The sequence below is a fragment of the Nitrospirillum guanabarense genome, assembly GCF_034653355.1.
GTDB lineage: Bacteria > Pseudomonadota > Alphaproteobacteria > Azospirillales > Azospirillaceae > Nitrospirillum.
The window spans coordinates 1,505,902-1,530,914 of the sequence record NZ_JAYEER010000004.1; the positions used below are offsets into that span (position 1 = coordinate 1,505,902).

Consider the following 25,013-nt stretch of genomic DNA (forward strand, 5'->3'; position numbering starts at 1 on the left):
GCAGCAGGGATGGGCGGGGCCACCACCCCGCCCGCCCCTTCCTAGCGGAAGTAATGCGGCAGGAAGCGTGAGGCGCCGGTGATGATGGGGCCCGCACCCTCGCGGACGCACAGGCCGGCGGCCTCGTCCCCTACCATCCAGGCGCCCAGCACGACATGCCGCCCGCCGTCGCGGGCGAGATCCACCGCGCGCTGGTACACCACTGGCCCCTGGCCGTAGGCGCCGGCGGTGCGCACCACCACCCGTCCGTCGCGCACCAGGCGGATGTTGGCGCCCTCTCGCGCCTGCATGGGCTTGGCGATCCAATCGGGCCCCACGGCCTCGGCGGAAAAACCGGCCGGCAGCAGATTGGGGTGGCCAGGGAACAGATCCCACAGCACGGTCAGGATGGCCTTGTGCGACAGCAGCATCTTCCACGGCGGCTCCACCACCATCAGGTTGGCGGTCGGGAGGTGGGCGCCGAAGCGTTCCGCCGCCAGCCATTCCCAGGGGTAGAGCTTGAACCACAGCGCCAGCGGTCGGCGCGCCTCGTCGACGAAGCGCGCCGTGTCCCGGTCCCAGCCCATCTGGGTGATGGGCAGGTGGGCGGAGTCCAGACCCGCCTGGCGCGCCGTGTCCACCAGATACTCCACCGTCCGCAATTCCTCCTCATAGTCGGCGTAGGACGACAGGTGGACGGACGCGCCCGGCGGCAGACGCCCACCGATGTCCCGCCAGCGCGCGATCAGTCGTTCATGGATGGAATTGAACTGGTCGGCGTCAGGCAGGACGTCGCGCAGCCAGAACCATTGCACCACCGCGGATTCGATCAGGGTGGTGGGTGTGTCGGCGTTGTATTCCAGCATCTTGGGCTCAGCCAGTTCTTCCCGGTCCGGGTTGAAAGCCAGGTCGAAGCGGCCATAGAGGGCAGGATCGCCCCGCCGCCAACTGTCGATGACATAGGCGCGGTAGGCCGAGCTGAGGCCGAAGCGGTCCATCAGGCGCGGGGTCGCCACCACCGCCGCCACCGCCCGCAGGCACAGCTGGTGCAGCGTGTTGGTCGCAGCCTCCAGCCTATCAATTTCCCCTACGGTGAAGGCGTAGGCGGCGGACTCGTCCCACCACAGGCCGTCAGCCTCGCTGCCAGGTAGCAGGCCCAATGAATGATAGGTCAGGCCCTGGGATTCGATGCGGGCGATCCAGTCGGGCCGGGGGGTGAAGCGGACGCGTTCCACGGCTATGACCCCCTTATTCGCCACCCCCGCCGCCGTGACCGCCGCCCTCACCGCCACCGCCATGGGCGGCGGCGCTTTCGCCGAAGCCGCCGGTTTCAACGCCGCCGGACTTGGAACCGGCGACATAGCTCGCGCCCCCACCATGGCCACCGCCGCCACCGGAGCGGCAGTCCGCCTGCTGGTTCGCCTGGCAATCCTGATCGTGCTTTGAATCACACCCGCTCAACGACAGCGTCGTCGCGGCGGCCAGGGCCGCCAACGTGATGTGGTGACTGCGTTTCATGGATTTGGTTCCCAAAGGGTTGGCACCGGGGGTGCACCCGATCAGTCGGCTCCACTCTGAAAGCCCCTACTCCACGGGGGCATCCCCGCGCAGCGAAGGGTGCGCCGGCGCCGGTCCCGGCACCAATGGCGCCGCAACATGTCAGGCCATGCATAATTGTGCGAGACAGCGGTTTGGACGCGCGTGCCGGGTGGCGCGCGCACCGCCCCTTGACGCTGCGGCGCCCATGACGCACATGGCATTCCCATTCCTGTCCCACCCGGTGCCCATCCCATGCCCTGGCGTCCCATGACGGTGGCCGACCTGCCCCCCGTCTTTACCCTGGCCTGCGCCATCCATGTCGACTTCTTCGAAGCGCTGGAGGTCATGGCCGACAAGCTGGCGGCCTATCCCGCCGGCTGCCTGACGCTGGAAACGGCCAATGGGGACATCTCCGGCTATGCGGTCAGCCACCCTTATGCGCGGGGGCGGGTGCCCACGCTGAACCATCCACTGGGCGGCCTGCCGGCGGACGCTGACATCTATTACATCCACGACATCGCCATCGACACCGCCGCCCGCGGCCAGCGTCATGCCGAGGCGGTGGTGGAACTGCTGGCGGCGCGTGCACGCGCTGCCGGCTTCCGCGAAATGCGGCTGCTGTCCGTCAATAATTCGGGGACCTTCTGGTCGCGGCGTGGGTTTGGTCGCGTGCACGATGAACTAGTTGACGTGTCATCTTACGGGCAGGACGCCACTTATATGCGACGGTTTCTTTAAATAATTCGCCCACTGCGCGATGGCAACGATGTCAATATAGCAACGGTGCCTTGCCTAAGGTCCGGGTATAGCCAGCTGTTAGAGCGGCGGCATTAAGCCGCACCCCTTTCCTGGTTGGTGGTAACCGATGTCATTCCTGAAATCGCTGCGCGGCATCAGCGGCCGCATCCTGCTCATCCCCCTGCTGGCCGTCATCGCGCTGGCGGCGCTGGGTGCCGTCACTGTCGTCACCTCCAGCCGGACCCTGATGGAGGAGCGGCAGGCCCGCGCCCGCGTGGCGGTGGAGGCCGCGATATCGCAAATCCAGACCTTGGAAGCCAAGGCCAAGGGCGGGGAATTGCCTGAGGACAAGGCCAAGGAACTGGCCTTGGACCTGGCCCGCGCGTTCCGCTACGACGGCGACCACTACCTGATCATCCACGATGACACGGGCCTGACGCTGGCCAGCGGGCAAAGCCGCGCGCTGGAAGGCAAGCGCAACATGGACAGCGTCGACGCCAACGGGGTCCACTACGCCCAGGACCAGCTGCAGCGCGCCAAGGAGGGCGGCGGGTTCAGCTATTACGTCTGGCCGCCCAAGACGGGCGCGCCGCCGGCGCCCAAGGCCACCTACAACAAGCTGACCAGCGGCTGGGGCTGGGTCGTATCCTCCGGCATCTACATCGACGACGTGGACGCGGCCGCCCGGGCCAGTGGTTATCGCACCGCCGGCACGGTGGGGCTGCTGGCGCTGGCGACCTTCGGCCTGGCCCTGTGGCTCAGCCGGGGCATCACCGGCCCCCTGCTGCGCCTGACCAACACCACCAACCGCCTTGCCGACGGCGATCTCAGCGTCACCGTGCCGGGCACCAGCCGCACGGATGAGATCGGCACCCTTGCCCAAGCGGTCAACGTGCTGCGCGACCGTTCGGCCGAGGCCGTGCACCTGCGCGAGCGCCAGGAAGGAATGAAGGAAGAGGCGGAGCGGGAGCGCAAGGCCGCCCTGGCCCGCCTGGCCGACGAGTTCGAGGGCAGCGTGAAGACGGTGGTGGACGGCATCGCCGCCGCCACGACCGAGATGGCGGCCAGCGCAGACGCGGCCACAACGGCCGCCGCCCGAGCGGAAGACCAGACCACCTCGGCCGCCGCCGCCGCGGAGCAGACCAGCGCCAATGTCGCCACCGTGGCCGCCGCGACGGATGAGTTGAGTGCCTCCATCCATGAGATCGCCCGCCAGATCACCCAGTCGTCGGAGATCGCGGCCGGCGCCGTGGCCGAAGTCGGCCGCACCAGCACCGCCATGGGCGACCTGGCGGCCTCGGCCGCGCGGGTGGGCGATATCGTGGCGCTGATCACCGGCATCGCCGGGCAGACCAACCTGCTGGCGCTGAACGCCACCATCGAGGCGGCGCGGGCGGGTGAGGCTGGCAAGGGCTTCGCCGTGGTGGCGTCGGAGGTGAAGAACCTCGCGACCCAGACCGCCAAGGCGACGGAGGAAATCCAGGCCAAGGTGGCGGAAATCCAGGGCATGACGGACGCCGCCGTGGACGCCATCGCCGGCATCGGCCAGACCGTGAACCGCATGAACGAGATCACCGCCGCCGTGGCTGCGGCCGTGGAGGAACAGGGTGCCGCCACGGCGGAGATCGCCGGCAACGTCCAGCAGGCTGCCACCGGCACACAGCAGGTCTCCGGCAACGTGACCGCCGCCCGCCAGGCGGTGACCGAAACCGGCCAAGTCGCCCACACCGTGCGCACCGCCGCCGGCGAACTGTCGGTGGAAGCCGAGCGCCTGCGCGGCCAAGTGCACGGATTCCTGGCCAATATCCGCTAAGTCACCCGGGACAAATCCAGGGGCACCTGCCCCTGGTGGCCCGCGACTGCGGGCGCCGGAGATTTCCGGGGAGCGTCAGCGGACCGGAAGTCGAGGATGGCAAGCCGGCGGATGCCGGCGCCCGCAGGGCATCAAACATTGAGCAATAAATTCTCCCGCTCCCAGCTGGAGATCACCTGCTGGTAGGCGGCGTCCTCGGCTTGTTTCACCGCCGTGACGCAGGCGACGAAGCGCTCGCCGAAAATCTCCCGCAAGGGACGGCTGGCGTTCAGCTTGGCCAGGGCGTCGCCCTGGTGGCGGGGCAAGGTGAAGGCCAGGCGATGGGCGGTGCCCTTCACCGGCTCCGTGGGTTCCAGTTCCTGCACCATACCCAGATAGCCGCAGGCCAGACTGGCGGCGATGGCGAGGTAGGGGTTGGCGTCGGCGCCGGCCACGCGGTTTTCCACCCGGCGGGCCTCCGGCTGGCTCAAGGGCACGCGGAAACCGGTGGTGCGGTTGTCCCGCCCCCAATGGACGTTGATGGGCGCGTCCGACCCCTGCACCAGCCGGCGATAGCTGTTCACGTTGGGCGCCAGCAGGGGCATGGCGCTGGGCAGGTATTTCTGCAGGCCGGCGATGTGGCTCATGAACAGGGGCGTGTCGCCGCCGTCCGGATGGCCGAACAGGTTGCGGCCCGTTTCCGCGTCCACCAGCGACTGATGGATGTGCATGGCGCTGCCCGGCTCGTTCTGCATGGGCTTGGCCATGAAGGTGGCGTAGATGCCGTGGCGGATGGCCGCCTCGCGCACCGTGCGTTTGAACAGGAAAACCTGGTCGGCCAGACTCAGCGCGTCGCCGTGGTTGAAGTTGATCTCGATCTGGGCGGCGCCGGCCTCATGGCTCATGGTGTCGACGTCGATGTCCTGCTGCTCGCAGTAATCGTAGACCGCCTCGAAAATCGGATCGAACTCGTTGACCGCGTCGATGCCGAAGGCCTGGCGCCCGCTCTCCTGCCGGCCGGAGCGGCCGACGGGCGGGATCAGGGGATAGTCCGGGTCCTTGTTCACCGCCACCAGGAAGAATTCCAGCTCCGGCGCCACCAGCGGCTTCCAGCCGCGTTCCGCATATAGCTCCAGCACGCGCTTCAGCACCCAGCGCGGGCTGATGTCCACGCTGGCGCCGTCGGCATAGACGCAATCGCAGATGACGGCGGCGGTGGGCGCCTCATACCAGGGAACGAAGCGCACGCTGCCGGGGTCGGGCAGCATGTAGACGTCGGAGTTCTCCGGGTTGGTGACGCTGTTGGGCGGCGTGTCGCCCGTCACGGTCTGGATGAACACGCTTTCGGGCAGGCGCAAGCCGCGATCCCGCAGGATGCGCAGGAACTTTTCCGCCGGGACGATCTTGCCCCGGGCGATGCCCGACAGGTCGGGCACCAGGCACTCCACCTCGGTGATGCGGTTGCTGCGGATGAATTCTTCCAGGACGGCCATGGGGTCGTACACCTCGATATCGGGGATGGGAACGCCGCTCTCGGGGCGATCCGAACCGGACAAAATCGACAGGGACCGTCCCATCATATCGGGGCGGGAATGCGGCATGGCAGCGGCCAAAGCTGGCGGGGACCCTAGCGCTTGCGGCCTAGGCCGGGTGCCCCGGAAGGACAGGGCCGGCGTGCCGGCGGGGTGACACCGCCCCCGCCCGGTGGTATGTGCGGACAAGACCCCTTCCCCACGGACCGCCTGCCGCGATGACCCTTCCTACCACTCCACGGGCGTTGACCTTCCTGACACTGGCCGGCCTTGCGGCCCTGCTGGTCCATCTGGTGCTCGACCCCACCCTGGACCTGACCATCGCCGGCTGGTTCTGGTCGGCGCAGGGCGGCTTCGTCTGGCGGACGGACCCGGTGGCCAATGTGCTGCACGAGGCGGTGCAGGTGGGCGCCCGGGTGATGGCCGGCGCGCTGGTGCTGGGAACGGCCTGGACCGCCTGGCGCCGCCGGCCGCTGCTGGGGGCGGATGCGCGCGCCTGGGGCTTCCTGCTGCTGTCGCTGGCCATCGGGCCCGGCCTCCTCGGCAATGCCGTGCTGAAGGACCATTGGCACCGCGCCCGCCCCGTCCAGGTGGTGGAGTTTGGCGGGACCGCCCCCTTCACCCCGCCCGTGCTGCCGGCGCCCAAAGCCAATTGCGGCCGTAATTGCTCCTTCGTGTCAGGGGACGCCGTGCTGGCCTTCTTCCTGCACAGCTTCGCCTATACCGCGCGGCGGCGGCAGCGCCTGTGGCTCTATGGCGGGCTGGGCGTCGGGGCCGGCGCCGGCCTGCTGCGCATCGGCATGGGCGGCCACTTCTTCAGCGACGTGATGTATGCCGGCCTGCTGACCGTCTTGACCAGCGCCCTGCTGTATGCCGCCGTCAACGGCCGCAAGGCCACGCTGGCGCTGTGGTGCCGCTGGCTGCCCGGCTGAGATGAGCACCTCATGGCCCGAAAGCTGGTACGTCCATTCCGCCCCGCCCGGCCCGGCGGCCCCGGCCCTGGCCGGCGACACGGATTGCGACGCCTGCGTCGTCGGCGCCGGCTATACCGGCCTGTCCGCCGCGCTGACCCTGGCGGAGCGCGGCTACGACGTGGTGGTGGTGGAGGCGGAACGGGCGGGCTGGGGCGCCTCCGGCCGCAACGGCGGCCAGTTGATCAGCGGCTACAACAAGCCCGTCAGCGGCATCGCGCGGCTGAGCGGCACCGCTGACGCCCGGCGCCTGTGGGACCTGGCGGAGGAGGCCAAGGCCCTGCTGGTCCGCCGGGTGGAACGGCATGGCATCGACTGCGCCCTGCGCTGGGGCTACATCAACGCCGCCGCCAAGCCCCACCACCGCGCTGATTTGCTGACCCAGCTGCGCGACGCCGAAGCCGTGGGATACGACCGCCTGCGCCTGGTGGAGGGCGCGGCGTTGCGCGCCCTGCTGGCCAGCCCGTGCTACGGGGCGGGGCTGGAGGATGCGGGCAGCGGCCACCTGCATCCGCTGGCCTACGCCCAGGGCCTGGCCCGCGCCGCGCGGGAGGCCGGGGCGCGCCTCTACGAAAACACGCCTGCGCTGGCCATCACCACCGGCGCCCCCGCGGTGGTGACGACGCCGCATGGCCGCGTGCGGTCCCGCTTCCTGGTGCTGGCCGGCAACGCCTACCTGGGCGACCTGGCGCCGACGCTGACGCGCACCCTGGTGCCCATCCTCACCTACATGCTGGCGACGGCCCCCCTCGGCGCGGAGCGGGCGGCGGCCCTGCTGCCGGGCGATCACGCGGTATCGGACACCAACGTCGGCCTGCACTATTTCCGCCGCAGCGCCGATCACCGCCTGCTGTTCGGCGGCGGGGTCAACTTCGCCAACCGGGCGGCGCCGGACGCAAAGGCCAAGCTGACGCGCCGCCTGCATCACTGCTTTCCGCAGTTGGCGGGCGTGGACATCGACCACTTCTGGCACGGGAGCGTGGGCATGACCGTCAGCCGCCTGCCCCAGCTGGGCCGCCTGTCGCCCACCACGTATTACGCCCATGGCTACAGCGGCCACGGCGTCGCCCTGACCGGCATCTGCGGCCACTTGCTGGCGGAGGCCATCATGGGCCAGGCCGAACGCTACGACGTGTTCGCCCGCCTGCCCCAGCAAACCTTCGTGGGCCCGCCCTGGCGCGTCCCGCTGCTGAGGCTGGCCGGCCTCTGGTACCGACTGCGGGACTTGCTCTGACGTTCAGGGAACAGGGTGGCCAGACCTGCCGGCGTTTGAGACATCAGAAAAACGGCAGCTCGGCCTCCTCGGGCTCCTGCAGCGGTGCCTTGGGCATTTCCGACAAGGGGATGTCGAAGGTGACGACGTCGGCCGGGATGCCGATCAGCAGCAGCGGGCATGGGTTGCCCACGCCCCGGTGCACCCGGTCCTCCAGCTTACGCCAATGGGTGGTGGCCGCCCCATACTTGTCCTGGCAGAAGGAAGCCGCCCAGGCCTCGGCGAAGGACGGGGCGCCGCCGGACATGCGACGGGCCACGTCCTCCTGCTGGCGGGTGGTTGGGCGCAGTCCCAGGGCCAGCACGTCGGCGTCGCAGGTCAGGCTGCGGCTTTGGGCGAAGCGGCGCACCACGGGCACCATCTCATCCTGCAGGCTGCGGCCGCGGGTCACGATGACGCCCACCGAGATGACACCCTCCGCATGCAGGCGCTTGAAGTTCTCCAGGTCCCGGTCGAAGAACGGATCCTTGTTGTTCCATTCGATCTCCAGCGCGACGACGCCCACCCCGGGCACGTCGCGGACATGGTCGACCTCGTGGCTGATGGACTCGCGGCGCTTGCCGTTCACTCGCTTCTCGATGGTGAAGTGCGCCTTCTCCCAGCCATGCTCGGCCAGGGAGCGGCGCAGGCGCTGGGTGATCTTGGCCTCCCCGCCGCCGGAACCGACGATTTCGGTGACGGGGATGGAGAGGGCGCCAATGACGGCGTCCAGCTCGGCCATGGCGTCGGGGAAGTCCACGCCCAGGATGGCCCGGGCGTGGGAATGGAACTCAACCTGGAAGCCGCGCTGAAGCAGGGTTGGAAACATCTGGCAGGAACGTCCGCTGGCGAAAACCGAGGCCGGGACCCTACCCGATCCAGGGGCGCTGTCGATACCGGATCGAACACGTCCCTTTCCCGTGTCCAAGCGCCCTCCCACAATGCCGGCCCGCAATCCCGGCGGCAATCGGCGCCGTGGATACGTCGGTAGGCATCTATCTCCATTGGCCATACCGCTTCCGGCCCCGGACTGTCCAGGAGATGCGTAGTGCCGCGCGGTGGGCGTCGTCTAAGGTCTGCCGCGCGAACAGGGCCGTGCGGGCAACTCGGGAACACGACCCGCCGAGCGCGAGGCCCCTTCCCTGGTCGCTGAGGTGAAGGTGACGCCAGGATGATCATGCCTGATCCGTTCAACCAGGAAATGACCTGAGAGGCGATTGTGAGCGCGCAGCAAGATTTCACAACAACTCTGCAATTGAACTCCGCCGGTGACATGGACAAGGCCGAAGACTGGATCCGGGCCAATATTCGAGGTCGCTGGGCGGTTGAATTCCTCGGCATGGAAGAGAAACTGGATCCGGGCCTGAACCGCCGCTCCCAAGTCTTGCATGTTTCCTTCCGTTTCGGCCTGCGGGAGGATCTGGACCGGTTCAAGCGCGACTATGCTGGTATTAAGACGCCGGGCGCGTCGGCCGGCGCCAAGCGCCCCGCCGGGAAAACCGCCGCGGTGGCAAAGCCCAAGAACAAAGGGCTTTTCGCGTGGCTGCGTTCGTGACCACGCACCCCTGACCCATCCGATTATCGCTTCCTTTCTAATCGGAAAGACCTATTTTCCCAGCGCTGCGGGTCTCTAAATTCCCAAGGGATTCATGCTTCTGATCACTTCCCTCCCGACCCCTTCGGGAGTAGCGCTAAGGGACGTTGATGACTGGCCATCCACTTGTCGGCCGATGGCTGATTCAGCGGCCAGTGCGGGATTAGGAAAAACTGCCTGCCTAATGGAGTAGGCATATACCCCGCCAATCCTTTTTCGCACTTGCAGCAGAGTATCGGATGATGTCAGGATCGCGTCAGATGTTTAGAAATACACACCCGCATCTGCAATTCCAGTGTCTCCGTCACGCGCTGTTAATCGCCCATAAACAATCAACCGCAGGCTGGAGCCATGCGTAAATTAAAAGAAACTTTCAGGCTGCCGCTTGTTTTTGATCGGCGCTTCCTTGCATACTTTCATGACATTTTGGTTGCCGGGGTTTCGTTTATTGTCTCGCTATACCTGCGGGTTGGGGATGGTATCACCCATTATACCCAAGCCCTGGTTCCCGGCGTCGCCCTCTTCACTGTAATCGCCGCGGCCGCCTACCGCCTGTTCGGCATGAACTCAGGCGTCTGGCGCTACGCTTCGTTGCGCGATCTGATGGCCATCGCCAGGGCCGTCACCACCACCATCCTGGTTTTCCTGCTGTTGATGTTCCTGGTGACCCGGCTGGACGCCTTGCCGCGTTCCGTCCCCCTCATCAACTGGTTCGTGCTGGTGGTGCTGCTGGGGGGACCGCGCCTGCTGTACCGCCTGGCCAAGGACCGCCGCTTGGCCGGCATCCTGGAGAGCAACGCCCGCGACCGCATCCCCGTGCTGCTGGTCGGCGCCGGCGACGAGGCCGAGATTTTCATCCGTGCCATGGCCACCGACCGTGACGCCGCCTACCGCGTCGTCGGCATCCTGGACGACAAGGGTGGCCGCATCGGCCGAGAGATTCACGGCGTGAAGGTGCTGGGCCGCCTAGCTGAGCTGTCGTCCGTGGTCGGTGACCTGGCCGCTGGTGGCCAGTGCCCCCGCCGCCTGATCCTGACCCGTCCCCGCGCCCGACTGTCGGGCACCAGGCTGGGCGCGCTGGTGGAAAAGTGCGAGGCGCTGAACCTGGTGCTGGCCCGCCTGCCCGACCTCACCGACTTCCGCGACGCCGTGAACGAGGGGCCCATGACGGTGCGCCCCATCGTCATCGAGGACTTGCTGGGTCGCCCCCAGGTCGCCCTGGACAAGGGCGCCATCGACGGCCTGGTGGCCGGCCGCACCGTGCTGGTCACGGGTGCCGGCGGCACCATCGGGTCGGAACTGACCCGCCAGATCGCGCAGCTGAAGCCGCGCCGCCTGATCCTGCTGGATCATGGCGAGTTCAATCTCTACTCCATCGAGATGGAGATGCGGGAGAATTGCCCGGACCTGGACTGCCGCGCGGTGCTGGCCAACGTCCGCGACCGCAACCGCCTCATGGACGTCTTCCATGAGGAGAAGCCGGAACTGGTGTTCCACGCCGCCGCCCTGAAGCACGTGCCGATGGTGGAGCTGAACCCGGTCGAAGGCGTGCTGACCAACGTCATGGGCACCCGCAACGTCGCCGACGCCGCCATCGCCGCGGGCGCGGCCGCCATGGTGCTGATCTCCACCGACAAGGCGGTGCGCTCCACCAACGTCATGGGTGCCACCAAGCGCATCGCCGAATGCTATTGCCAGGCCCTGGACATCGTCGCGTCCAGCGGCGCCGGCAAGGGCTGGCAGACCCGTTTCATGACCGTGCGTTTCGGCAATGTGCTGGGCTCCACCGGCTCGGTGGTGCCGCTGTTCAGCCGCCAGCTGCGTGCCGGCGGCCCGCTGACCGTGACCCATCCCGAGGTCTGCCGCTACTTCATGACGGTGCGCGAGGCGGTGGAACTCGTGCTGCAGGCCTCCGCCTACGGCATGAACGCCGGCCGGGATGATCGTGGCCGCATCTTCGTGCTGGACATGGGCCAACCGGTGAAGATCGTCGACTTGGCTCGCCAGATGATCCGCTTGGCGGGACTGCGGCCGGATAAGGACATCAAGATCACCTTCACCGGCCTGCGTCCCGGCGAAAAGCTGTACGAAGAGATGTTCGCCGCCGCCGAACCGCCGGAGCAGACCTCGGCCGAGGGCGTGCTGGTGGCGTCTCCCCGCGCGGTGGACCTGGCCATCCTGCGCCGCTCGCTGGATGAGTTGGACGCGGCCTGCGCCACCGCCGACGCCGTCCGCCTGCAAGCCCTGCTGCACCATATCGTGCCCGACTACAGCCAGTTGGACCCGGTCCCCCTGCCGTCGGAAACCGTGCTGCCGCACCAAGCGTAATGCACGGCGGTTTGGAAGAAGCGAAGGCCCGGAAACGCCAAGTTCCGGGCCTTTTGCCTTTTCCAGGCGCCCAGCGGTCGCAAAGCCACAGTGGCCCCGACCGGAGGCCGCCGGGCGCCCGAGGAAAACGGCGTCAGGGCACCCGGGCGAAGCGCACCGGCGCGTCCGACCAGTCCACCAGGACGATGGCGTAAGGACTGGTCAGGCTGCCCGTGGCGGTGTTGCGTGAGGATTGGTCGAACTCGTGATATTCAACCACCAGGCGGTCGCGCATGCCCTCCCGGTGCTCCACCCGGGTGTTGACCACCTCCACCCCGGCGCCCGAGGAGTTGCGGGACCCGAGGAAGACCCCCAGCGCCATCAGCCGTTCCGGCAGGGTGCCGGGGATGCGCATGCCCACCAAGTCCCACAGCGACTGCCATTCGGCGGCGTTGCGGGCAACCAGATACGTTGTGCTCTGCGCCCGGCTGAGCGCGCCGTGCCATTCGCCCCGGCCCACGAGGCTGGGGGAGACGGCGGGCGGCAGCGCGTTATCGTCAGGCGGCGGCTCGCCACCCAGCCACGCCATGCTGCTGGAACACCCGGTCAAGACGGCACTCATGCCCAGGGCCAAGCCCAGGGCGGCCCAGCGGCGCGCCGGCGCCGCATGGCGACGACGGTGCGCATCCCCCGCCCGGCCGTCACGGCGGGCGGAAACCTCGATCCGGGAACCCTCCCGGTGGATGGGCCGGGGCCGGATCATGCCACCCGGGGTAGAACGGCTTCCACCAGCGTCGCCCAGTAGCTGGCGCCCAGCGGCAGAACATCGTCGTTGAAATCATAGCGCGGATTGTGCAGGGAGCAGCCCAGCGCGCTGCCGCCCTGCCCCAGCCACACGTAAGAACCGGGGCGGGCGTTCAGCATGTAGGCGAAATCCTCCGCCCCCATGCTGGGGCCCATGTCGCCCAGCACGTTCTCCGCCCCCGCCACCTTGGCGGCCACGGCGGCGGCGATGACCGAGGGCTCGGCGTGGTTGATGGTGGGTGGGTAGCCCAGGTGGTAGACCAGCTCGCCCGTGGCGCCGAACACCGGCGGCAGGGTCTGCACCAGGTTGCGCAGGCCGTCTTCCAGCTGCTGGCGGATTTCCGGCGTCAGCGCGCGGACGGTCCCGGCCAGCCTCACCTCGTTGGGGATGATGTTGAAGGCCGTGCCGGCGTGGATGCGGGTGATGCTGACCACGCCGCATTCGACGGGCGAGAGGGTGCGGCTGACCAGGGTCTGCGCCGCGACCACCAGCTGGGCCGCCACCACCACCGGGTCCACCCCCAGGTGCGGCTGGGCGGCGTGGCCGCCGCGCCCGTGGATGGTGATCTCGAACCGGTCGGCGCCGGCCATGACCGGGCCGGGGCGCACGCCCATCTTGCCCGGCGGCAGTTCGGGCCAATTATGCATGCCGAAGACCATGTCGCAGGGGAACCGGTCGAACAGCCCCTCCTCCACCATGCGCTTGCCACCGCCGGCCCCTTCCTCGGCCGGCTGGAAGATGAAGTTCACGGTGCCGGAGAAGTTGCGGGTTTCCGCCAGGTAGCGGGCGGCGCCCAGCAGCATGGTGGTGTGGCCGTCGTGGCCGCAGGCATGCATCTTCCCCGCCACCTTGGAGGCGTGGGCGAAGGTGTTCTCCTCCTGCATGGGAAGGGCGTCCATGTCGGCGCGCAGGCCGATGGTCTTGCCGGTATCACGGCCCTCGCCCTGCAGCACACCCACCAGACCGGTGCCCGCCAGGCCCCGATGCACCTCGATCCCGAATTCGCTCAGCTTCTCGGCCACGAAGGCGGAGGTCCGCGTCTCTTCGAACGCCACCTCGGGGTTTTCGTGGATGTGATGCCGCCAGGCCGTCATGTCGGCGTGGAAATCGGCGATGCGGTTCTGAATGGCCATAACGGGGTCTCGGAGGCACGCGAAGGCGAAGCGCACAACGGAAAATGAAACGCGAAAGGCCCCGCCCCAACGGGACGGTGCCAACCGCGCGGGCTTGATTAACGCATCATAGCCATGCCTGGGGGGTGGCCGCCAGGGCTTTGCCCGTCTCTTGACGCGCCCTCGGCCCCATGGGACGTCCGACAGCCCCGGGCGTCCCGCGGCGAAGGCATTGGCCCCGCCTGCCAGCCTGTGCTGTTTTACCGCGCCCGCTTCCAGCGGGGCCATTCTACCGTGCCGCTTCCAGCGGCAGGTGCAGGATGACCCTCAAGCCACCCTCCGCCCGGTTCTCAAGCCGGATTTCGCCACCGTGGGCGCGGACCACGTCGTTGGCGACGGACAGGCCCAGGCCCGTGCCGCCGGTGTCGCGGGACCGTGACGCCTCCAGCCGGTAGAAGGGACGGAAGACGTTGTCCCATTCCGCCTCCGGGATGCCGGGCCCCTGGTCGGTGACGGAGACGGCCACCGTCTCCCCCATCACCGCCACGGCCACATCGGCGCTGGCGCCATATTTCAAGGCGTTTTCCACCACGTTGGTGAAAGCGCGCTTCAGCGCCGTGCGGCGGCCGACCACGCGCACCGGGCCCGGCGCCGGACTGAAGCCCACGGGCTTGCCGGCGTCACGATAATCCTCGGCCGCGCGGGATAGCAGCAGGTTGAGGTCCAGGGGCTCCAGCGTCTCCTGCGCCGCCTCGTCCCGGGCGAAGGCCAGCGTGGCGCCGATCATCGACTCCATCTCGCCCAGATCCTCCAGCATCTTCTCGCGCACGCCGTCGTCGTCCACGAACTCGGCGCGCAGGCGCATGCGGGTCAGCGGCGTCCGCAGGTCGTGCGACACGGCGGCCAGCATGCGCGTGCGGTCCTCCACGAAGGCGCGCAGGCGGCGCTGCATCTTGTTGAAGGCGGCGGCGGCCAGCCGCACCTCACGCGGGCCGGTCTCATCCAGCGAGGGGGCGTTCATGTCCACGCCCAGCCGGTCGGCGGCGGCCGCGAAGCGGCGCAACGGCCGGGTGGTGAAGCCCAGCACCCAGGCGGACAGCAGGATGGCCACGGCGGCGCTGCCGGCCAGCGAGGCCAGGAAGCCCGGTTCCGACAGGGCATCAGCCCCGGCCATGGGGATGTGCACGTTCAGCCAGCTGCCATCGGCCAGCTGGTGGCTGGCCATGACGTACTTAGGTTCCGGCGGGGGGGTGGTGATCGTGCCGAAGGGCGGCAGGGCGATCATGTCCGTGTGACGGGGCCCGGGTGGATTCACCTTGGGCTTCTCATACACGTCCAGCGACACGTCCTGGGTGGTGCCGGCGACGTTGACCTTGAAATTGCCGTCGCGCAGACCCGCCAGCATCTTGTCACGGATGTCGGCCGGCTGATGGTCCACCACGCCGGCGATGCTGGCCAGGCAGCCGGCCAACTGCCCGCTCTGCGCCGCGGCCACGGCCTCGGCCCGGTCGGTGCGGTAAAGCCCCAGCGCGATGGCCTGGCTCAGCAGGATGCCGCCGACCAGCACGGCGAAGATGGAATATGACATGCGGTCGGTGACGGCCCTCATGGCGTGCCGACCTCGGCGGAGAAGATGTAGCCGCCGGACCGCACCGTCTTGATGATGGCGGGGTCGGCGGGATCGGTCTCGATCTTGCGGCGCAGGCGGCTGATCTGCACGTCGATGGACCGGTCGAAGGGGCCGGCGGCGCGGCCGCGGGTGATTTCCAGCAGGTCGTCGCGCGACAGCACGCGGCGCGGCCGCTGCACCAGGGCCAGCAGCAGCTCATACTCCCCGGCGGTCAGCGCGATCTCCTCCCCCGAGGCGGCGCTCAGGCGGCGCTGGGCGGGATCCAGCATATAGCCGGCGAAGCTGAAGGCCCCCGCCGCCGGGCTGCCCCCCACGTTGGCCGCCTGTGACCGGCGCAGCACCGCCTTGATGCGCGCCACCAGCTCACGGGGGTTGAAGGGTTTGGGCAGATAGTCGTCGGCCCCGATCTCCAGGCCCAGGATGCGGTCGGCATCCTCGCCCATGGCGGACAGCATGACCACCGGCGGGCCGGATTCCGCGCGGATGGCGCGGCAGAGGGCCAAGCCGTCCTCGCCGGGCAGCATCAGGTCCAGGACGATCAGGTCGATGTTCCGGTCGGCCAGGAATTTGCGCATCTCCTGCCCGTCGCGGGCGGCGGTGACGCGGTAGCCGTGACGCGTCAGGTAGCGGGTCAGCAGGTCGCGGATTTCCCGGTCGTCATCGACCACCAGCAGATGAATGTTCTCAGACATCTCTCGTCCCATATGCGGGCCCGAACCCAACCGATGGGCAATGCCTCCAAGAGGCGCTTCCCAAAGGGCGTATCCGGGCATGGACAACTGTACCGGCAATCCCCGCCGCGTCCGACGGTGATGTTGTAACGACACTGTAAATGCCCGCAAGGCCGGTTACGCATTGTTTCATTCGACCCGCCTGGCGGAAATCTCGGCGAAACAGGGCCATGGTCAGATGGGACCGTCAACGAAAACAGGAAAGCCTGAGGCCCCCGGGGAAGCCGAACTTCGCCAAACCCCACCCCGGTGGCCCCGCTAAAAGCCCCAACCGAGGAGAACCACCATGAACCGCTTCGCCGCCCTGATGACCGCCACCGCCCTGCTGGTGGGCGCCGCCGCCCCAGCCTTCGCCGACGACGCCATGGTCAGCAGCTCTGATGCCCGCAAGGCCGTCCAGGCCTATCTGCAGGCCCATGACAAGGCCAACCTGCGTGTCGGCAGCGCCACCCGCAAGGACGAGTACTACAACGTCCCCGTCGTCACCGCCGAAGGCATCCCCGTGAAGTCCTTCCGCGTCGACGCCGCCAGCGGCAAGGTCCTGGACCGCTAACCGTCCCCCCTTTTGCGAGAGGGCCGCCGCCGGCCCTCCGCGCCGATGCGAGGCCGGTGGTGGTGGCGCCCCTTCCCCACCGCCGGTTCGAAACGGGATGGCCTGATGGTCGTGTGGCCATCCCTGATCGCACCCGGCGGACGGCGAACGCGTAGCGCCGTCCGCCGGTTTCCCCTCCGGCCAACGGTTCCCGCTTTCCCCCTGCCTCCCAATTCGGAGACGCCCCCCATGAAAAGCCGACGCGGGCCCCTGCTCACGCTGACGGACGGCGGCGAAGGCGGCTCCCTGCAACAACGCCTGTTCGACCGCCTGCGGCACGCCATCGCCACCGGCGTCGTGGCGCCCGGCGAGCGCCTGCCCTCCACCCGCACCCTGGCCCGCGACATGGGGCTGTCACGCAACACCGCCGTGGCCGCCATCGAGCGCCTGACGGCCGAGGGTTATCTAGAATCCCGGGTGGGTTCCGGCACCTTCGTGGTAGAGAACCTGCCCCCCGATTACGCTCCCACCGAGGTTCGGGCCCCCGCCCCGCGCGCCCAAGGCTCGGCGCCGGCGGACGCGGCCCTGCCATCGCCCACCCTGCCCTTCCGCCCCGGCATCGCCGCCGGTGACCAACTGGACATCGAAGCCTGGCGCCGGGTGCTCAGCCGTTCCTGGCGCAGCCTGTCGACCCGCGCGCTGGAGCGGGACAGCGCGCCCGGCTGGCGCCCTCTGCGCGTGGCGCTGGCCAGCTTCCTGGAGGCCAGTCGCGGCCTGCGCTGCCATCCCGACCAGGTCCTGATCCTGCCCGGCCGCGCCGCCGCCTTGGACCTGGCCGTCGGCCTGGCCGCCAGCCCGGGCGACCGGGTGTGGACCGAGGACCCCGGCTGCCCCCTGACGCAAGCGCTGGTGCGCCGCCTGGGCATGAGGCCCGTGCCCGTGCCGGCCGATGCCGACGGGCTGGACCCGGCCAAGGGCGAGGCGCTGGCGCCGGACGCCCGGCTGGCCGTGGTCACCGCCAACTGCCAGATGCCGCTGGGCACGGTCATGAGCCTGGAACGCCGCCAGGCCCTGCTGGACTGGGCCGCGCGCGCCGACGCCCACATCATCGAGGATGACGGCGACGGCGGCTTCACCTTCGAGACCCGCCCGCCGGCCACCCTCATGAGCCTGGACCGCACCGCCCAACGGAACGGCCGGGTCCTGCATGTCGGCGGTTTCGAGCGCATCCTCTACCCGGGCCTGCGCATCGCCTATCTGGTGGTGCCGGACAACCTGCTGGATCGGGCGCTGGAGATGCGCGCCCTGTTCGAACTGCACGCCCCCGTGGTGGAGCAGAGCGCCCTGGCCGAATTCATCGATGAAGGCCATCTGGCCTCACACCTGCGCCGCGCCCGGCTGACCTACCAGGAACGTCGGGAGACGCTGATCGACGCCGCCCGGCGCCTGTGGGCCGGCGCCCTGACCCTGACGCCCGCGGCCGCCGGCCTGCAGATGGCGGCCAGGTTGACCGACGGGCTGACGCTGAAGACGATGCCCGGCCTGTCCCCTCATCTGGCGCCCGATATGGCCCTGCGCCAGGCCGCCCGCGCCCGATCCATCGACGTGACGCCGCTCAGCAGCTTCCATGCCGACCGTGGCGGCACCCAGGGCCTGGTCCTGGGCTACGCCGCCTTCCCCCCGCCCCTGATCCTGAAGGCGGCGCAGCGGTTGGCGGAGACGCTGGAGGCGCATGCCAGCGGCACCGCCTGCGCCTATTGATTACCCATCATCCCGCTCCATGGAAAATATCGTTGCGGCCGCCTGGCTGGGCGATGTCCGACCAAAGACGGATTGCTTGGGCAATTTGTCCAGCGCATCCGGGCTTTTCACCCCGGGATTTCGGGGTTAAGGTCCATTTGCCCGCCGAATTGATCAACATCAAAGCTGATGGCTCCAGTCCACTGGCATGGTACATCTGCTCGGTCGCGGCCTGCCGGCACTTGCCAGCGGTGATTTCGCTGCCCACTATGTGAGGACAGCGAACCCATGGTCGGTGTGGTTGACGTGTCGACCGGTAGCTTGCCGCCGGTCTTCTAGGATTAGAGGACCGCTCCACGAAGGAGCCATCGGACAGATGGATTACGAAGCCTTTTTCCGCTCCCAGATCGATGGCCTTCGCCGCGAGGGCCGCTATCGCGTGTTCGCTGATCTGGAACGCCGCGTGGGTGAGTTTCCGATCGCCTCCTACTACCCATCCCCGGATGAGCCGCCGCGCGACGTGACCGTGTGGTGCAGCAACGACTATCTGGGCCAGGGCCAGAACCCGGTGGTGCTGGCGGCCATGCGCGAGGCGCTGGCCAAGTCCGGCGCCGGCGCCGGCGGCACCCGCAACATCTCCGGCACCAATCACTACCATGTGTTGCTGGAGCGGGAGCTGGCGGACCTGCACCGCAAGGAAGCCGCGCTGCTGTTCACCTCGGGCTACATCTCCAACGAGGCGTCGCTGTCGACGCTGCCCAAGCTGCTGCCCAACTGCGTCGTCTTCTCCGACGCGCTGAACCACGCCTCGATGATCGAGGGCATCCGGCACAGCGGCGCCGAGAAGCACATCTTCCGCCATAACGACCCCGAACATCTGGACCAGTTGCTGAGCCGCTATCCGGCCGACCGCCCCAAGCTGGTGGCGTTCGAGAGCGTCTATTCCATGGACGGCGACATCGCCCCCATCGCCGAAATCTGCGACGTGGCCGACAAGCACGGCGCCATGACCTATCTGGATGAGGTCCACGCCGTGGGCATGTACGGCCCCCGGGGCGCCGGCGTGGCCGAGCGGGACGGCGTGCTGGACCGCCTGACGGTCATCGAGGGCACGCTGGGCAAGGCCTTCGGCCTGATGGGCGGCTATATCACCGGTTCGGCCGCCCTGGTCGACTGCGTGCGCAGCTTCGCCTCCAGCTTCATCTTCACCACCTCCATCGCGCCGGTCATCGCCGCCGGCGCCGCCGCCTCCGTCCGCTACCTGAAGGAGCATGACGAGCTGCGCGTGCTGCACCAGGAACGGGCGGCCACGCTGAAGCGTCTGCTGACGGAGGCCGGGCTGCCGGTCATGCCGTCGGTCAGCCATATCGTGCCGGTGCTGGTGGGCGACCCGCGCCTGTGCAAGCAGGCCAGCGACGATTTGCTGACCAGGCACGACATCTACGTCCAGCCCATCAACTACCCCACCGTGCCCCGTGGCACGGAGCGGCTGCGCATAACGCCCACGCCTTTCCACGACGACCATCACATGGCCCGCCTGGTGGACGCCTTGCTGGACGTGTGGAGCCGGCTGGAACTGCGCAAGGCGGCATGAGGCCAGCCTGCCGAATGAAAGGCCGCCCACCCGGGCGGCCTTTTTCATTGAAACTCATGAACCGATACCAATGCACTGGAGCGCCGCGACGGTCCGCGTCTTGCGCTCCAACGTGCCCGCGGGCTAAATCCACGGGATATGTTTGAGGGGCGCCATGGTTGAGCAGACCGATTTCGACGATCTTGTTGAACAGCTCAAGGTCGAGTTCCGCGACGACGTCCATGATCGCCTGGGCGCGCTGTATGAGACGCTGAAGGCCGTTTCGCTGGGCCGTATCCCCACCGCCGACGGGCTGCTGGCCATCCGCCGTGACGCCCACAGCCTGCGCGGCTCCGGCACCTCCTTCGGCTTCCCCCTGGTCAGCCTGATCGCCCAGCGCCTGGAGGCCTATCTGACAGGTCTGAAGGATCTGACGGAAAATCAGATCGTCGACCTGCACACTTTCGCCGACCGCATCGCCGAGGCGGCGGACCGTGACGACACGCCGGACCTGGCGGCCACCAACGCCGTCATCCGCGCCCTGCCCTCGCGCTATGAGTTCGACATCGCCGACGTGGAAGTCCACGACGTCGACATCATGCTGGTCAGCCCCAACAAGATCGTGGCCCGCCGGGTGGCGGCGGAACTGGCGGCCTGCGGCTTCAAGGTCAACACCCTGGCCGACCCCATCGAGGCGCTGGCCGTGGCCGTGCGTGTGCCGCCGGACATGATCATCGCGTCCGCCGTCATGGACGGGCTGGGCGGGGTGGACCTGATCCGCGCGCTGAAGGCCATCTCCCTCACCGAGGGGGTGCCCATGGCCTTGCTGACCAGCCTGGACGCCGCCAGCCTGAAGGGCGTGCCCGGCGAGGTGGCGACGGTGCGGCTGGGCCCCAGCTTCGGCGACGACATCGCCGCCGCCATCACCCATTTCAACCTGGGCTGAGGCGGTCCACCCCCAGACGCGCCGCGCCGGTGGAAGAGGCCTTGCCGCCAATGGCCTCTTCACACCGGCCAAAGCCGGGCATGCTTCATCCGCCCGGGAAGGATGCCGTCAAGACCTGATGAATGAGAGCAGATCGGGGTTGAGGACATCCGCATGTGTGGTCAGCATGCCATGGGGGTAGCCCGGATAGGTCTTCAGCGACCCGTTCTTGAGCAGATCGACCGCGCGCGGCACGGAACTCGCGAAGGGGACGACCTGATCGGCCTCGCCATGCATCACCAGCACCGGCACGGTGATCTTCTTGAGGTCTTCGGTATAATCCTCCAGCCAAGTGTCGACAGTCGCGTAGTGGGCCAGCGCACCGCCGGCCATGCCCTGGCGCCACCAGTTCGCGATGATCGCCTCCGAGGGCTCGGCCCCGTCAAGGTTGTAACCGTAGAACGGATTCTCAGGAACGAACCGGTAGAACTGCGACCGGTTGCCCAGCACGCCCGCGCGGATCGCTTCGAACCACTCCGGCGGCTGACCGGATGGGTTGTCCTCGCTCCGGTACATGTTCGGCGTCAGGGAAGCGACCAGTACCGCCTTCGCGACGCGCTGCGGGTGGCGGGCGACATAGCGAGCCACCTCACCGCCGCCTGTGGAGTGGCCAATGTGGATCGCGTCGCGCAGGTTGAGGTGCTCGGTCAGGGCCGCGAGGTCGGCGACCCAGTGGTCCATGTCGTTGCCGGTGCTCGGCTGGTCGGACCGGCCGTGGCCACGCCGGTCGTGGGCGATCACCCGATAGCCGTGGCGAAGGAAGAAGGTCATCTGGGCGTCCCAATCGTCCGCCGTAAGCGGCCAGCCGTGGCTGAAAACGATCGGCTGGCCTGAGCCCCAATCCTTGTAGAAGATGGTTACGTCGTCCGTGGTGGTAATGGTCGGCATCAAAGTCTCTCCCTCTGCGTTGTTAAACATTACCTTGAAGATTCGAGCCATCAGCCAGATGCCGTGGCGGAACACTTGGTGGGTTTGGGTGTCGTCGCCATTTTTCCTTCTCCGTCTCAATCACAGTGTGAGTTCTGACTTCGGGGCGAGCGTAAATGGCCCTTCCGCCGGCGACAAAGACCTTGTACGTTCAAGCTATGCCTCGAAAGCATAGCGGGGGATTCGATGGAACTGCGGCATCTCCGGTATTTCGTCGCCGTTGCGGAGGAAGGCGGCCTGCTGACCGCCGCCCAGCGGCGGCTGAACACCTCGCAGCCGTCCCTGAGCCGGCAAATTCGCGACCTGGAAGCGGAGGTCGGCGTGACGCTGCTGGAGCGGCAGGCGCGCGGCGTGACACTGACCCCCGCAGGGCGCGTTTTTCTCGATCATGCGCGGCTGGCGCTTCTGCAGGTCGAGGCTGCGACCGACGCCGCCCGCCGGATAGCCCAGCCTCAGAGGCCGGCGCTTGCCATGGGATTCATGGTCGGGCTGGAGGTCACATGGCTGCCCCACCTGCTACGCATCATCCGCGAGGAAGCGCCGGAGACCGAGGTCACCCTGTGCAGCCTGTCCTCCCCCGAACTCGCCCTCGCCCTGATGCGCGGGAAGCTGGATATGGCCTTCCTTCGCCCAGAGAAACAACGCCTGGGCCTGTCCTTCAAATTATTGGCGAAGGAACCTCTGATCGTCGTGCTGCCGGCAGGTCATCATCTGGCGTCGCGGAAAAAGATTCGGCCGCAAGAGCTTGCCCGTGAGATTTACGTCAGCTCGTCGAGAACGTCTCCGGTATTGCAGTCCGTGATTGAGGATTACGCGGCAGGGGTCGGAATCACCCTCAAGCCGAAGTATGAGGGCGAAAACATTTCGTCGGCGATGTCGCTCGTCGCGTCCACGGGTGGGGTCACCCTGGTCCCGCTTTACGCGCAGAACATCCTGAGTCCGAATGTTGTCGCCAGAGCGCTCGAGGGGGAACCGCCGACCGTCGATCTCACCTTGGGATACAACGAGGCGAATTCATCGCCCTTGCTCCGTCGACTGCTGTCCCGCACGGATGAATTGGTCGAAGGTGTCCGGAATCAGAGCATAATCCGGTACGTTGAAACCCCTTCGTAAACCCCATGCGAGGACTTGGGTGACCCGGTCCCGACCTCGGGGTCAGACGCCACCGTCCATCATGGCGGGACCGGCGCCGCGCAGCCAGGCCAGCGCCTTGCCCCGGTCGCCGAACACAGCCTCCGCCAGGGCCAGCACGCCAGCGGTGCGGAAGGCTTGCTCGCTGGCCTCCATCGCTGACAGGCCAGGCGGCCGGCGCGGCCTGGGCATCAGCCGGCCCTGGTGGGCGGCGGTGGCATGATAACGACGGACGGCATGATCGGTTCGCGGTGACGGCTTGGTCATGGAGAATCCTCCGCCAGGTCACGGTGTTTATGCGCGGGGGACGCCCAGACGGCTTATCGATGCCGCGTCCCCACGCGAAATGGTCAACGCGCCTCCCATTATGCTACGCGCGACCCGGCTGACCATGACTTAAATCAGTCCGTCCGGCAACCCGTCCCGGCTCACCCTATCTCGTCGAGGTACTGCCGGGAGAGACGGACATAGTGCGGGACGGTCAGGGGCAACGTGGCCTTGTCCTGCTCCGTCAGGGGGCGCAGCAGGCGCGCCGGGCTGCCGCCCCACAATTCCCCCGCCTTGACCCGCTTGCCCGGCGTGACCAGGGCGCCGGCGGCCACCATGGCGCCGCTTTCCACCACAGCGCCGTCCATGACGCAGGCTTTCATGCCGATGAAGGCGCCATCCTCAATGACGCAGCCGTGCAGCAGGGCCATGTGGCCCACCGTCACGTCATCGCCGAGGACGGTGGCGAAGCGCTGGTGGGTGCAGTGGACGGTGGTGCCGTCCTGGATGTTGGTGCGCTTGCCGATGCGGATCTGGTTCACGTCGCCGCGCACGACCACGTTGTACCACAGGCTGGCCTCCTCCCCGATCTCCACGTCGCCGATGACGACGGCGTTGGCCAGGAAGGCGCTGGCGTGGATGCGGGGCAGCACGCCCTTGTAGGGCAGCACCGTGGGCCGCACGGTGGTCAAAGCTTGGCTAACGTCAGTCATCGTAAGCTCCCGCACACAAGACAGGAAAAGGCCCGGACAACGCGCCCGGGCCCTTCATACATAAGGCCGTTCCCCGATCACGGGAAGCCGATCACGGGAACAGGGGCGCCTGTTCCAGGCCGCGATCCTCGGGATAGCCCATCATCAGGTTCATGTTCTGGATGGCTTGGCCCGAGGCGCCCTTCACCAGGTTGTCGATGACCGACAGCAGGATGGCGCGGCCGGGGACGCGGTCGGGGAAGACGCCGATCAGGCAGTGGTTGCTGCCCTTCACGTGGCGGGTCTGCGGCGCCACGCCGGCGGGCAGCACGCGCACGAAGGTCTCACCCTTGTAGGCCGCCACCAGGGCGGCGCGCAGATCGTCCGCCGTCTTACCCGGCGCCAGCTTCACATAGATGCTGGAATGGATGCCACGGCTCATGGGCATCAGGTGGGGCGTGAAGTTCAGCACCACCGGCTTGCCGGCGGCCTCGCTGACACCCTGCTCGATCTCCGGCGCGTGGCGGTGGCCGGCGACGCCGTAGGCGTGCACGCCCTCCGCCACCTCACCGTACAGGTTGGCCTGTTTGGCGTCACGGCCGGCGCCGGACACGCCCGACTTGGCGTCGATGATGATGTCGTCGGCCAGGATCAGGCCCTGGCGCAGCAGCGGCAGCAGCGGCAGCTGCGACGCCGTCGGGTAGCAGCCGGGGTTGGCCACCAGGCGCGCGGCCTTCACCGCCGCGCGGTTGGCCTCCACCAGGCCGTACACCGCCTCGGCTTGCAGCTCCGGCGCCTTGTGGGCGTGGCCATACCAGGTGGCGTAGGTCTCGACGTCGTGCAGGCGGAAGTCGGCGGACAGGTCCACCACCTTCAGGCGCGACGGCAGGCTGGCGATGACCTCCTGCGTCGTGCCGTGCGGCAGGGCGCAGAACACGAAGTCGACGCCGTCCCAGTCCACCTGGTCGATCTTCACCAGGTCCGGCAGATCATATCCGCCCAGGTGCGGGAAGACCTCGGTCAAGGGCTTGCCGGCCTGTCGCTCCGCCGTCAGGGCCACCAGGCGGACGTCGGGATGACGGACCAGCAGGCGGACCAGTTCGGCGCCGGTGTAACCGGAAGCACCGAGGATGGCGACGCGCAGGGCGGTGGACATGGGATGTGCTCTCCTGAAAGCGGACGGG

23 protein-coding genes are annotated in these 25,013 nt (G+C 68.1%); 11 read left to right on the forward strand and 12 right to left on the reverse strand.

All coding sequences use genetic code 11. The annotated features are described in order from the left end of the window. Positions 1 to 41: 41 nt before the first annotated feature. Both UAA55_RS24960 and UAA55_RS24965 read right to left on the reverse strand, forming a co-directional pair. Positions 42 to 1,214: a glutathionylspermidine synthase family protein gene (locus UAA55_RS24960; protein WP_322956176.1), complete on the reverse strand. Its 1,173-nt coding sequence runs from the start codon at positions 1,212 to 1,214 to the stop codon at positions 42 to 44. Between the two features lie 13 nt (positions 1,215 to 1,227). Further along, positions 1,228 to 1,497, reverse strand: coding sequence for a hypothetical protein (locus UAA55_RS24965; RefSeq protein ID WP_322956177.1), 270 nt, complete (start codon positions 1,495 to 1,497; stop codon positions 1,228 to 1,230). A gap of 273 nt (positions 1,498 to 1,770) precedes the next feature. Here UAA55_RS24965 and UAA55_RS24970 point away from each other — a divergent pair, with 273 nt between their 5' ends. Together UAA55_RS24970 and UAA55_RS24975 are read left to right on the forward strand one after the other, a co-directional pair. Next, positions 1,771 to 2,256: a GNAT family N-acetyltransferase gene (locus UAA55_RS24970; protein WP_322956179.1), complete on the forward strand. Its 486-nt coding sequence runs from the start codon at positions 1,771 to 1,773 to the stop codon at positions 2,254 to 2,256. A gap of 127 nt (positions 2,257 to 2,383) precedes the next feature. Then, on the forward strand, positions 2,384 to 4,069 hold the full coding sequence (locus tag UAA55_RS24975; protein ID WP_322956181.1) for a methyl-accepting chemotaxis protein: 1,686 nt from the start codon (positions 2,384 to 2,386) through the stop codon (positions 4,067 to 4,069). A 131-nt stretch (positions 4,070 to 4,200) separates the two neighbouring features. Here UAA55_RS24975 and UAA55_RS24980 read toward each other — a convergent pair whose 3' ends face one another. Then, positions 4,201 to 5,541 carry a glutamine synthetase family protein gene (locus tag UAA55_RS24980; RefSeq protein WP_322957762.1) on the reverse strand — a complete coding sequence of 447 codons (1,341 nt, stop codon included), beginning with the start codon at positions 5,539 to 5,541 and terminating at the stop codon, positions 4,201 to 4,203. Positions 5,542 to 5,798: 257 nt separating this feature from the next. Between UAA55_RS24980 and UAA55_RS24985 the strand changes: the two genes are divergently transcribed. Together UAA55_RS24985 and UAA55_RS24990 are read left to right on the forward strand one after the other, a co-directional pair. Further along, entirely contained in the window at positions 5,799 to 6,512 is a 714-nt protein-coding gene (locus tag UAA55_RS24985; RefSeq protein WP_322956184.1) for a phosphatase PAP2 family protein, read from the forward strand. 1 nt (position 6,513) lies between these two features. Further along, positions 6,514 to 7,785, forward strand: coding sequence for an NAD(P)/FAD-dependent oxidoreductase (locus UAA55_RS24990; protein ID WP_322956186.1), 1,272 nt, complete (start codon positions 6,514 to 6,516; stop codon positions 7,783 to 7,785). A gap of 43 nt (positions 7,786 to 7,828) precedes the next feature. Here the strand turns inward: UAA55_RS24990 and UAA55_RS24995 are convergent, their stop codons facing one another. Beyond that, positions 7,829 to 8,632, reverse strand: a complete 804-nt coding sequence (locus UAA55_RS24995) for a BglII/BstYI family type II restriction endonuclease (RefSeq protein ID WP_322956188.1) — start codon at positions 8,630 to 8,632, stop codon at positions 7,829 to 7,831. 390 nt (positions 8,633 to 9,022) lie between these two features. Here UAA55_RS24995 and UAA55_RS25000 point away from each other — a divergent pair, with 390 nt between their 5' ends. Next, positions 9,023 to 9,358 (forward strand): hypothetical protein, encoded by a 336-nt coding sequence (locus UAA55_RS25000; RefSeq protein WP_322956189.1) that lies wholly within the window; start codon positions 9,023 to 9,025, stop codon positions 9,356 to 9,358. Between the two features lie 390 nt (positions 9,359 to 9,748). Continuing rightward, complete coding sequence (locus UAA55_RS25005) at positions 9,749 to 11,725, forward strand: polysaccharide biosynthesis protein (protein ID WP_322956190.1); 1,977 nt, start codon at positions 9,749 to 9,751, stop codon at positions 11,723 to 11,725. 133 nt (positions 11,726 to 11,858) lie between these two features. Here the strand turns inward: UAA55_RS25005 and UAA55_RS25010 are convergent, their stop codons facing one another. The 4 genes from UAA55_RS25010 to UAA55_RS25025 all read right to left on the reverse strand — a co-directional run bounded on the left by UAA55_RS25010 (position 11,859) and on the right by UAA55_RS25025 (position 15,943). Further along, positions 11,859 to 12,467 carry a hypothetical protein gene (locus UAA55_RS25010; protein WP_322956191.1) on the reverse strand — a complete coding sequence of 203 codons (609 nt, stop codon included), beginning with the start codon at positions 12,465 to 12,467 and terminating at the stop codon, positions 11,859 to 11,861. Continuing rightward, complete coding sequence (locus UAA55_RS25015; protein ID WP_322956193.1) at positions 12,464 to 13,642, reverse strand: M20 aminoacylase family protein; 1,179 nt, start codon at positions 13,640 to 13,642, stop codon at positions 12,464 to 12,466. The genes UAA55_RS25010 and UAA55_RS25015 overlap by 4 nt, the downstream gene beginning before the upstream one ends. 268 nt (positions 13,643 to 13,910) lie before the next feature. After that, entirely contained in the window at positions 13,911 to 15,230 is a 1,320-nt protein-coding gene (locus tag UAA55_RS25020) for an ATP-binding protein (RefSeq protein ID WP_322956194.1), read from the reverse strand. Further along, entirely contained in the window at positions 15,227 to 15,943 is a 717-nt protein-coding gene (locus UAA55_RS25025) for a response regulator (protein WP_145609170.1), read from the reverse strand. Before UAA55_RS25025 ends, UAA55_RS25020 begins: the two co-directional genes overlap by 4 nt. 325 nt (positions 15,944 to 16,268) lie before the next feature. Here UAA55_RS25025 and UAA55_RS25030 point away from each other — a divergent pair, with 325 nt between their 5' ends. The 4 genes from UAA55_RS25030 (at position 16,269) to UAA55_RS25045 (ending at position 20,773) form a co-directional block, all read left to right on the forward strand. Continuing rightward, entirely contained in the window at positions 16,269 to 16,535 is a 267-nt protein-coding gene (locus tag UAA55_RS25030; protein WP_145751514.1) for a hypothetical protein, read from the forward strand. A 228-nt stretch (positions 16,536 to 16,763) separates the two neighbouring features. After that, positions 16,764 to 18,275: a MocR-like pyridoxine biosynthesis transcription factor PdxR gene (gene pdxR / locus UAA55_RS25035; RefSeq protein WP_322956196.1), complete on the forward strand. Its 1,512-nt coding sequence runs from the start codon at positions 16,764 to 16,766 to the stop codon at positions 18,273 to 18,275. Positions 18,276 to 18,630: 355 nt separating this feature from the next. Continuing rightward, positions 18,631 to 19,848 (forward strand): 5-aminolevulinate synthase, encoded by a 1,218-nt coding sequence (gene hemA / locus UAA55_RS25040; RefSeq protein ID WP_322956198.1) that lies wholly within the window; start codon positions 18,631 to 18,633, stop codon positions 19,846 to 19,848. A 154-nt stretch (positions 19,849 to 20,002) separates the two neighbouring features. Further along, complete coding sequence (locus tag UAA55_RS25045) at positions 20,003 to 20,773, forward strand: Hpt domain-containing protein (RefSeq protein WP_040848083.1); 771 nt, start codon at positions 20,003 to 20,005, stop codon at positions 20,771 to 20,773. 108 nt (positions 20,774 to 20,881) lie between these two features. Here UAA55_RS25045 and UAA55_RS25050 read toward each other — a convergent pair whose 3' ends face one another. After that, entirely contained in the window at positions 20,882 to 21,700 is an 819-nt protein-coding gene (locus UAA55_RS25050; protein WP_322956201.1) for an alpha/beta fold hydrolase, read from the reverse strand. A 225-nt stretch (positions 21,701 to 21,925) separates the two neighbouring features. Here UAA55_RS25050 and UAA55_RS25055 point away from each other — a divergent pair, with 225 nt between their 5' ends. Beyond that, positions 21,926 to 22,852 (forward strand): LysR family transcriptional regulator, encoded by a 927-nt coding sequence (locus tag UAA55_RS25055; protein WP_322956203.1) that lies wholly within the window; start codon positions 21,926 to 21,928, stop codon positions 22,850 to 22,852. 42 nt (positions 22,853 to 22,894) lie between these two features. Here the strand turns inward: UAA55_RS25055 and UAA55_RS25060 are convergent, their stop codons facing one another. From UAA55_RS25060 to argC, 3 genes are all read right to left on the reverse strand, one after another. Continuing rightward, positions 22,895 to 23,137: a hypothetical protein gene (locus UAA55_RS25060; RefSeq protein ID WP_322956205.1), complete on the reverse strand. Its 243-nt coding sequence runs from the start codon at positions 23,135 to 23,137 to the stop codon at positions 22,895 to 22,897. 161 nt (positions 23,138 to 23,298) lie between these two features. Further along, the gene (locus tag UAA55_RS25065) at positions 23,299 to 23,850 is read right to left on the reverse strand and encodes a gamma carbonic anhydrase family protein (RefSeq protein ID WP_322956206.1); all 552 of its coding nucleotides are present in this window, start codon (positions 23,848 to 23,850) and stop codon (positions 23,299 to 23,301) included. Positions 23,851 to 23,941: 91 nt separating this feature from the next. Then, positions 23,942 to 24,985 carry an N-acetyl-gamma-glutamyl-phosphate reductase gene (gene argC / locus UAA55_RS25070; RefSeq protein ID WP_322956209.1) on the reverse strand — a complete coding sequence of 348 codons (1,044 nt, stop codon included), beginning with the start codon at positions 24,983 to 24,985 and terminating at the stop codon, positions 23,942 to 23,944. Positions 24,986 to 25,013: the final 28 nt, after the last annotated feature.